Origin of the sequence: Mesorhizobium sp. M4A.F.Ca.ET.050.02.1.1, from assembly GCF_003997725.1 — a bacterium.
Taxonomy (GTDB): domain Bacteria; phylum Pseudomonadota; class Alphaproteobacteria; order Rhizobiales; family Rhizobiaceae; genus Mesorhizobium.
In genome coordinates, this window is record NZ_RZSG01000241.1 from 1 (window position 1) to 7,825 (window position 7,825).

Here is a 7,825-nt window from a genome sequence, read left to right on the forward strand (position 1 = left end):
TTACAGCATCGGCGGCTTCGGCCGGCACGCTCGACACCGTCAAGCAGAAGGGCTTCATCCAGTGCGGCGTCTCGACCGGTCTGGCCGGCTTCTCGGCGCCGGACGACAAGGGTGACTGGCAGGGCATCGACGCCGATTTCTGCCGCGCCGTCGCGGCCGCCGTCTTCGGTGACGGCTCCAAGGTCAAGTTCACGCCGCTCAGCGCCAAGGAACGCTTCACCGCGCTGCAGTCGGGCGAGGTCGACATCCTGTCGCGCAACACCACCTGGACGATCAACCGCGACACCGCGCTCGGCCTGAACTTCATCGGCACCACCTACTATGACGGCCAGGGCTTCATGATCAACGCCAAGAAGCTGCCCGGCGTGAATTCGGCGCTGCAGCTTTCGGGCGCCGCCGTCTGCGTGCAGAGCGGCACCACGACCGAGCTCAACCTTGCCGACTACTTCAAGTCGAACAAGATGGAGTACAACCCCGTCGTGTTCGAGAAGCTGGAAGAGGTCAACGCCGCCTATGACGCCGGCCGCTGCGACGTCTACACCACCGACCAGTCGGGCCTCTACGGCATCCGCCTGACGCTGGGCGCCCCGGCCGACCACGTCGTGTTGCCCGAGATCATCTCCAAGGAGCCGCTCGGCCCGGCCGTGCGCCAGGGCGACGACCAGTGGTACCACATCGTCAAGTGGACCTATTTCGCGCTGCTCGACGCCGAGGAACTCGGCATCACCAAGGCCAATGTCGAGGAGATGAAGGCCTCCGACAATCCTGAGATCAAGCGCGTGCTCGGCCAGGAGGCGGACACCAAGATCGGCACCGATCTCGGCGTCTCCAACGACTGGGTCGTGAATATCGTCAAGGCTGTCGGCAATTACGGCGAAGTGTTCGAGCGTAACGTCGGCTCGGGCAGCCCGCTCAAGATCGCGCGCGGCATCAACGCGCTCTGGACCAAAGGCGGTCTGCAATACGCTCCGCCGATCCGCTGATCGAAATGTGATCCGGGAGGCAGGTTGTCTGCCTCCCGGTTTCTCTTTCCAGGGGACGGTCGCATGGCATCGCAGGAAATCCTTCGCGAGGAGCCGAGCAGGGCTTCCTTCATCAATGACCCTAAGGTACGCAGCCTCTTCTTCCAGACGCTGGTAATCGTCATTCTGTTCGGCTCGGTCTGGTGGATCGTGCAGAACGTCATCGACAATCTGGCACGTCTGCATATCGCCTCCGGCTTCGGCTTCCTCAAGGGACGCGCCGGCTTCGACATCTCGGACACACCGATCGCATACACGTCGGACTCGACCTATGGCCGCGCCATTATTGTCGGGCTGATCAACACGATCATCGTCGCCGTCGCCGGCATCATCACCGCCACGATCATCGGCTTCATCGTCGGCATCGGTCGTCTGTCGCAGAACTGGCTGATCCGCAAGATCTGCACGGTCTATGTCGAAATCTTCCGCAACATCCCGCCGTTGCTGGTCATCTTCTTCTGGTATTCCGGCGTGCTCGCCGTGCTGCCGCCGCCGCGCGAGAGCTACAACCTGCCCTTCGGCTCCTTCCTCAACCAGCGCGGCTTCTATTTCCCGCGCGCCATATGGGGTGACGGCTCCTGGCTGATCCTGGTCGCCTTCCTCCTCGGCCTCGCCATGGCTTGGTTCGTCGCCCGTACGGCACGCCAGCGGCAGATGACAACCGGTCAGCAATTCCCGGTGTTCTGGACTTCGATAGCGCTGATCGCCGGCCTGCCGCTGCTTGCCTACACTCTCAGCGGCTTCCCGCTGAGCTTTGATTTTCCGAAGCAATCGACCTTCAACCTGACTGGCGGCTTCCAGGTCAAGCCGGAATTCCTTTCGCTCTATCTGGCGCTGTCCTGCTACACGGCGGCCTTCATCGCCGAGATCGTGCGTGCCGGTATCAGGGGCGTCAGCAGAGGCCAGACCGAGGCGGCCGGGGCGCTGGGGCTGCGCTCAGGCCCGATCCTGCGGCTGGTCGTGGTGCCGCAGGCCATGCGCATCGTCATCCCGCCGCTGACCAGCCAGTATCTCAACCTGACCAAGAACTCCTCGCTGGCGATCGCCATCGGCTATCCCGATCTCACCGCCACCGCCGGCACGGTGCTCAACCAGACCGGCCAGGCGGTGGAGGGCGTGCTGATCATGATGATCGCCTATCTGGTGCTGAGCCTCGTGACCTCCGCGGTCATGAACGTCGTCAACGCCAGAATGGCACTGGTGGAGAGGTAGGGTCATGCAGGAACACGATATGTCCTGGGTGCGCACCGAGATGGCTCTTGCCCAGCCGGCGCCGCCAAGCGAACGCGGGCTCTATGCCTGGGTACGCAAGAACCTGATCGCCACCCCCGGCGACACCATCCTGACCATCCTCGGCATTCTCATCGTCGCCTGGATCCTGCCGCAGGTCATAAACTGGGCCCTGCTCAGCGCCCAGTGGACGGGTTCGGACCGCACCGTCTGCGCCACCGTCTCGCAGGGCGGCATCCAGCCGGACGGCTGGAGCGGCGCCTGCTGGGCCTTCGTCAACGCCAAGTTCGGCCAGTTCATGTTCGGCCGCTATCCGATCGAGGAGCGCTGGCGGCCGATCCTCGTCGCCATCCTGTTCGTGGCGCTGCTGGTGCCGATGCTGATCCCGCGCGTGCCACGCAAGGGGCTGAACGCCATCTTGCTTTTCCTGGTTCTGCCGATCGTCTCGTTCTTCCTGCTGCTCGGCGGCGTGTTCGGCCTGCCGCATGTCGAGACCTCGCTGTGGGGTGGTCTGCTGGTCACGCTCAGCCTGTCCTTCGTCGGCATCGCTGTCTCGCTGCCGCTTGGCACGGTGCTGGCGCTCGGTCGGCGCTCAAAGATGCCGATCATCAAGATGCTGTGCGTGATCTTCATCGAGACGGTGCGTGGCATTCCGCTGATCACGGTGCTGTTCTTCGTCAGCGTCATGCTGCCGTTGTTCCTGCCGGAGGGCGTCACCTTCGACAAGTTCCTGAGGGCTCTGATCGGTGTGTCGCTGTTTGCCGCCGCCTATATGGCGGAGGTGGTGCGCGGCGGCCTGCAGGCGATCCCGAAAGGGCAGTACGAAGGCGCCGATTCGCTCGGCCTCGGCTACTGGCAGAAGATGGGGCTGATCGTGCTGCCGCAGGCGCTGAAGCTGGTTATCCCCGGCATCGTCAACACCTTCATCGGCATGTTCAAGGACACCAGCCTGGTGCTGATCATCTCGATGTTCGACCTGCTCGGCGTCGTCAAGCAGAACTTCTCCGACGCCAATTGGGCGACACCGCAGACCGCGAAGTCCGGCCTGGTGTTCGCCGCTTTCGTGTTCTGGCTGTTCTGCTTCGGTATGTCGCGCTATTCAATGTACACGGAACGCCGGCTCGACACCGGCTACAAACGCTGATGCATGTCGCCCAAAAGTGTTTAGCGGTTTTGGGGTAACGACATGCATCAAACACAACGATAAGGGGAATTGGCCATGACCACCGAAAACGCCGTCAGCGCGGAAGACCTCAAGGTCGATGCCAAGAAGATGCACATCTCGACCACCGATGTCGCCATCGACATCGTCGGCATGCACAAATGGTACGGCGAGTTCCATGTGCTGAAAGATATCAATCTGAAGGTGATGCGCGGCGAGCGTATCGTTATCTGCGGCCCGTCCGGCTCCGGCAAGTCGACCATGATCCGCTGCATCAACCGGCTGGAGGAGCACCAGAAGGGCAAGATCATCGTCGACGGCAAGGAACTGACCAACGATCTGAAGAAGATCGACGAGGTGCGCCGCGAGGTCGGAATGGTGTTTCAGCACTTCAACCTGTTCCCGCATCTGACGATCCTGGAGAACTGCACGCTGGCGCCGATCTGGGTGCGCAAGACGCCGAAGAAGCAGGCGGAAGAGATCGCCATGCATTTCTTGAAGCGCGTGAAAATCCCGGAGCAGGCCAACAAATATCCCGGTCAGCTCTCCGGCGGCCAGCAGCAGCGCGTGGCGATCGCCCGCTCGCTGTGCATGAACCCGCGCATCATGCTGTTCGACGAGCCGACCTCGGCGCTCGATCCCGAAATGATCAAGGAAGTGCTGGAGACGATGGTGGGTCTGGCCGAGGAAGGCATGACCATGCTTTGCGTCACCCATGAGATGGGTTTTGCCCGCAAGGTCGCCAACCGGGTGATCTTCATGGATCAGGGCCAGATCGTCGAGCAGAACACGCCGGCCGAGTTCTTCGACCACCCGCGCCACGAGCGCACGAAGCTCTTCCTGTCGCAGATCCTGCATTGATTTTTCCACGCCGTTGGGAGAGCCCGGCCGCAATGCGGCCGGGCTTTTTTCATGTGCACCGCCCGACGCTATCTGTCGTGAGGCCGCAAAGGTGTCATCGTTGAGAAAGGTCTGGCGTCTCCTTGTTGGCCTGCTGGCCGCCATCGTGCTTGCCGCGGCGCTCGGCACGCTGGTACCGCGCCCGCTTTGGCCGGCGGCCGCCGCGGGCGAGGGCAGCAGGCACATACTGGTGCTGAGCAACCCGATCCACACCGATATCGCCATCCCCGCCGATGAGGAGGTGCGCCGGCGCTTCCATTTCCTCACCGATGCCGGCATTCCCGCCGATGCTCCCGAGGTCCGCTATATCGTCTTCGGCTGGGGCGGTCGTGCCTTCTACCTGGAAACGCCGAGGTGGTCGCAGGTCAAGGCGGTGCCGGTCCTCAAGGCGCTGATGCTGGACGCCTCGGTGATGCATGTCGACGTCGCCGGCACGATTGCCGAGCCGCATTCCGACGTCGCTGGCTTCGACATCGGCGAGGATCGCTTCGCCGCGCTCCTCGACTACATCGCGGCGAGCTTCCGCCGGGGACCGGACGGCCCGATGGTCATCGACAATGCGGGCTATTCCCGCTTCGACCGCTTCTACGAGGCCAACGGCCATTTCAACGCGCTGGTCGGCTGCAACACCTGGACGGCGGCCGCGCTGCGCACCGCCGGCCTGCGCACCGGCTGGTGGAACCCGCTGCCGGTGTCGCTGGGGTGGTCGATGAGGTTGTATGATTAGCTAGCCGGCTTTACGGCCCCGCTTCGTCACATATTCGCGCAATGCCTTGTTGATAGCGCTTTGATAGCCGCGCCCATCTGGCGTGTGCCTCTTGAACCAGGCAACGAGATCGGAATCGAGACGAAGAGTCAGCTGCTGCTTGATCGGTTTGAAGTACGGATTTCGAACAGCGTTCTGCCAGAACTCTTGCGCTAGTTCTGGGATATCACTTGTATCGACATCGTTCTCCGGGCGCGCCTTCAAAGCCGCGATTTCTGACTTCTGGGCTTCCGTCAGCGGGGGCGGATTTGTCGGGTCAAAATTATATCGAACGACTTTGCGCATAACGTCTTCTTTCTCCCTGCATGGCGCGCCGCGCGGAAATGATCCGGATCACCTCTATCCCATCTTCTTCCCGGTCGGCATGAGCAACCAACAATACAAGCTCGCCATCAATCACACCTGTCGTCTGCCAGCGGTATTCGCCATCCTCGACTCTGTCCTGCTCCACCAGCGCGAAGGGATCTGAGAAAACGCGAACGGCAGTTTCAAAACTCACGCCATGTTTGCGCAGATTTGACCTAGCCTTTTCCGTATCCCATTCAAATCGCAATTCTGCCATGTGGTGTAACCGCAAAAATGTAACTACAAATAGTCATTACGTCAAGGGCGGCGGGTCCCAAAGTCCTACCGCCTCACAACCTCCCACCCGTACAGCCAGTCCAGATCCGCCGCGAGTTTCTCCGCCGGCCGCGTCGCCAGCACCAGGTTGCGCGCGATCGCCACCGGCCCCCAGGCGTGCCAGGCAAGCCGGTTGAGCGCGCCGCGCCTCAGCACCTTCTCGACGCGCGGCCGCCTGAGGCTCTCCCAGGTGGCAAGCCCCTGTCGCAAGTCGGCAGGGAAGTCGGCGATCACGCCGGCAAGCATGGCGGCGTCTTCTATTCCCATGGCGGCGCCCTGCGCCGCGAACGGCGTCATTGCATGCGCTGCATCGCCGATGAGCGCGATCCCGTCTTGCATCGTCCAGCGCTGTTGCTCGACCGTGTGGATCGGAAACGCCGTCCACGGGCCGGCCAGCGCGACCAGCCTTGCCAGCGCCGGTGCCGTGCCGCGCATGGCGCCCGAGAGGATGGCCGGGTCGGCATGGCCGGACCAGCCTTCCGCGATGCGCTCGCCCTTGGTGAAGGCCGCGAGGTTGAAGGCGCTGCCTTGGCTTACCGGATAGGCCACCAGGTGGAAACCGGGATGGAGGAAGGTGGTGACGCTGTCCGCGGCGCCGATCGTCGCAAAGGCCTTTCCTGCGGCGCTCTCCGCCGCGACCGTGGCGCGCCAGGCGAGTTCGCCCGAGAAGCGGCTTTTGCCGAAGCCGGGCTGCTTGCCGGCGAGGTTCTCGCGAATCGACGACCAGACACCATCGGCGCCGACCAGCAATTGGCCGCTGGCCTCGATCGTGCGGCCGTCCGTTTCAGCCGTCACGGCAATGCCCTGCGGTCCGGCGGCGACGCCGGTCACCCGCGCGCCGGTGACGAGCTCGACATCCGGGCGTTCCGTCACCTGCGCCGTCAGCGCCGCCTGCACGTCGGCGCGATGGGCGGCAAGATAGGGCGCTCCCCAGCGGCTCTCGGCGGCCTGTCCGAGCGGCACGCGTCCCAGGTCCCTGAGCGCGGCGGCATCCTTGAGCACCACCGCCTCCGGCCGCACTGCATGCGGCAGGAGCCGCTCCAGCACGCCGAGCTGCCTGAGGATTCGCGTCGCATTGGGAGAAAGCTGGATACCGGCGCCGGCTGCCTCGAGTTGCCTGGCCTGTTCGAACACCGTTACGGGATAGCCGCGCTCGGCGAAGGCAAGCGCCGCCGTCAGTCCTGCTATGCCGGCCCCGGCGATGACGACCTGCCGGGACCGCGCCTCGCTCATCGTCGGAAGAGGATCAGGCGGCCTGGTCGATATAGAGGCAGCCCGCGGGGACCGTTTCGGTCGCCTTCAGTTTCGCCGAATAGCGGAAGAGCGTCGAGCAATAGGGGCAGACCTTCTCATTGTCGTCGCCCATGTCGAGGAACACGTGCGGATGGTCGAAGGGCGGGTTGGCGCCCGTGCACATGAATTCCTTGACGCCGATGTCGATCGCCGGATGGCCCGCATCGTTCTGGAAATGGGGAATGGAACCGCCTGCCATCGTCGTCTCCAATTGGTCTCGGCTTGTTTCGGCCAGTCTGCATCTGGATCATAACCGGCCTGTTTGCAAGATCGATGAAATGAAACTGTCGCAAAAGCCTGTCAGAGGATAAGTTGAGCCGGTTAAGCGCATGACCCTGGATCGCTGCGGGATTCGTGAGGGATCGTGCGTCACAAAAACATGTTAGAGCGTCCGTAGCCCATCCGGAATGCAGCGCTTCAAAGCGATGGGCGCAGGACAAGAGCGGGAATCATGAACGAACTGAAGCCGGTGCACAGCGAATTCATCACCATCGAGGCGGCAAGTGCCGAGAGCGGCAATCCCGATCGCTTCGTCAACCGCGAATTCTCCTGGCTGCAGTTCAACCGGCGCGTACTGGAGGAATCGCTGAACCCGCACCATCCGCTTCTGGAGCGGATCCGCTTCCTGTCGATCTCGGCCGGCAATCTCGACGAGTTCTTCATGGTCCGTGTCGCGGGCCTGGCAGGCCAGGTGCGCGAGGGCATCGTCCTGAAGAGCCCGGACGGCCGCACGCCGGAGCAGCAGCTCGAACAATTGCTGCGCGAGGTCGAGCGCCTGCAGGAGGACCAGCAGAAAAGCCTGTCGTCGCTGATGCAGCTGCTCAACAAGGA

Annotated in this window: 9 protein-coding genes and 1 pseudogene; 6 read left to right on the plus strand and 4 right to left on the minus strand. The window is 63.0% G+C overall.

Annotation, left to right across the window (positions count from 1 at the left end; genetic code table 11):
- From EOA33_RS17190 to EOA33_RS17210, 5 genes are all read left to right on the plus strand, one after another.
- On the plus strand, positions 1-983 hold a 983-nt coding region (locus tag EOA33_RS17190), incomplete at its 5' end, for an amino acid ABC transporter substrate-binding protein (RefSeq protein WP_145989173.1).
- A gap of 63 nt (positions 984-1,046) precedes the next feature.
- Positions 1,047-2,234 (plus strand): amino acid ABC transporter permease, encoded by a 1,188-nt coding sequence (locus EOA33_RS17195; protein ID WP_127406138.1) that lies wholly within the window; start codon positions 1,047-1,049, stop codon positions 2,232-2,234.
- A 4-nt stretch (positions 2,235-2,238) separates the two neighbouring features.
- Complete coding sequence (locus EOA33_RS17200) at positions 2,239-3,396, plus strand: amino acid ABC transporter permease (protein ID WP_126055167.1); 1,158 nt, start codon at positions 2,239-2,241, stop codon at positions 3,394-3,396.
- Positions 3,397-3,471: 75 nt separating this feature from the next.
- On the plus strand, positions 3,472-4,275 hold the full coding sequence (locus EOA33_RS17205) for an amino acid ABC transporter ATP-binding protein (protein WP_126055166.1): 804 nt from the start codon (positions 3,472-3,474) through the stop codon (positions 4,273-4,275).
- A gap of 100 nt (positions 4,276-4,375) precedes the next feature.
- Positions 4,376-5,041, plus strand: coding sequence for a TIGR02117 family protein (locus EOA33_RS17210; protein ID WP_127406139.1), 666 nt, complete (start codon positions 4,376-4,378; stop codon positions 5,039-5,041).
- On the opposite strand, the gene EOA33_RS17215 is transcribed toward EOA33_RS17210, so the two are convergent.
- The 4 genes from EOA33_RS17215 to EOA33_RS17230 all read right to left on the minus strand — a co-directional run bounded on the left by EOA33_RS17215 (position 5,042) and on the right by EOA33_RS17230 (position 7,193).
- On the minus strand, positions 5,042-5,365 hold the full coding sequence (locus tag EOA33_RS17215) for a BrnA antitoxin family protein (protein WP_126055164.1): 324 nt from the start codon (positions 5,363-5,365) through the stop codon (positions 5,042-5,044).
- Positions 5,343-5,642, minus strand: coding sequence for a BrnT family toxin (locus tag EOA33_RS17220; protein ID WP_127406140.1), 300 nt, complete (start codon positions 5,640-5,642; stop codon positions 5,343-5,345). The genes EOA33_RS17215 and EOA33_RS17220 overlap by 23 nt, the downstream gene beginning before the upstream one ends.
- Before the next feature lie 65 nt (positions 5,643-5,707).
- Positions 5,708-6,934 (minus strand): FAD-dependent monooxygenase, encoded by a 1,227-nt coding sequence (locus EOA33_RS17225; protein WP_127406141.1) that lies wholly within the window; start codon positions 6,932-6,934, stop codon positions 5,708-5,710.
- Positions 6,935-6,947: 13 nt separating this feature from the next.
- Positions 6,948-7,193 (minus strand): zinc-finger domain-containing protein, encoded by a 246-nt coding sequence (locus EOA33_RS17230; protein ID WP_126055162.1) that lies wholly within the window; start codon positions 7,191-7,193, stop codon positions 6,948-6,950.
- Positions 7,194-7,445: 252 nt separating this feature from the next.
- Between EOA33_RS17230 and EOA33_RS17235 the strand changes: the two are divergent.
- Positions 7,446-7,825, plus strand: a pseudogene (locus EOA33_RS17235) (RNA degradosome polyphosphate kinase); the annotation flags it as partial.

Bases quoted from the DNA above. Each gene is read 5' to 3' on its own strand.
- EOA33_RS17205 (WP_126055166.1), top strand. From the start codon at position 3,472: ATGACCACCGAAAACGCCGTCAGCGCGGAAGACCTCAAGGTCGATGCC.
- EOA33_RS17200 (WP_126055167.1), top strand. From the start codon at position 2,239: ATGCAGGAACACGATATGTCCTGGGTGCGCACCGAGATGGCTCTTGCC.
- EOA33_RS17195 (WP_127406138.1), top strand. From the start codon at position 1,047: ATGGCATCGCAGGAAATCCTTCGCGAGGAGCCGAGCAGGGCTTCCTTC.
- EOA33_RS17220 (WP_127406140.1), bottom strand. From the start codon at position 5,642: ATGGCAGAATTGCGATTTGAATGGGATACGGAAAAGGCTAGGTCAAAT.
- EOA33_RS17225 (WP_127406141.1), bottom strand. From the start codon at position 6,934: ATGAGCGAGGCGCGGTCCCGGCAGGTCGTCATCGCCGGGGCCGGCATA.
- EOA33_RS17230 (WP_126055162.1), bottom strand. From the start codon at position 7,193: ATGGCAGGCGGTTCCATTCCCCATTTCCAGAACGATGCGGGCCATCCG.
- EOA33_RS17215 (WP_126055164.1), bottom strand. From the start codon at position 5,365: ATGCGCAAAGTCGTTCGATATAATTTTGACCCGACAAATCCGCCCCCG.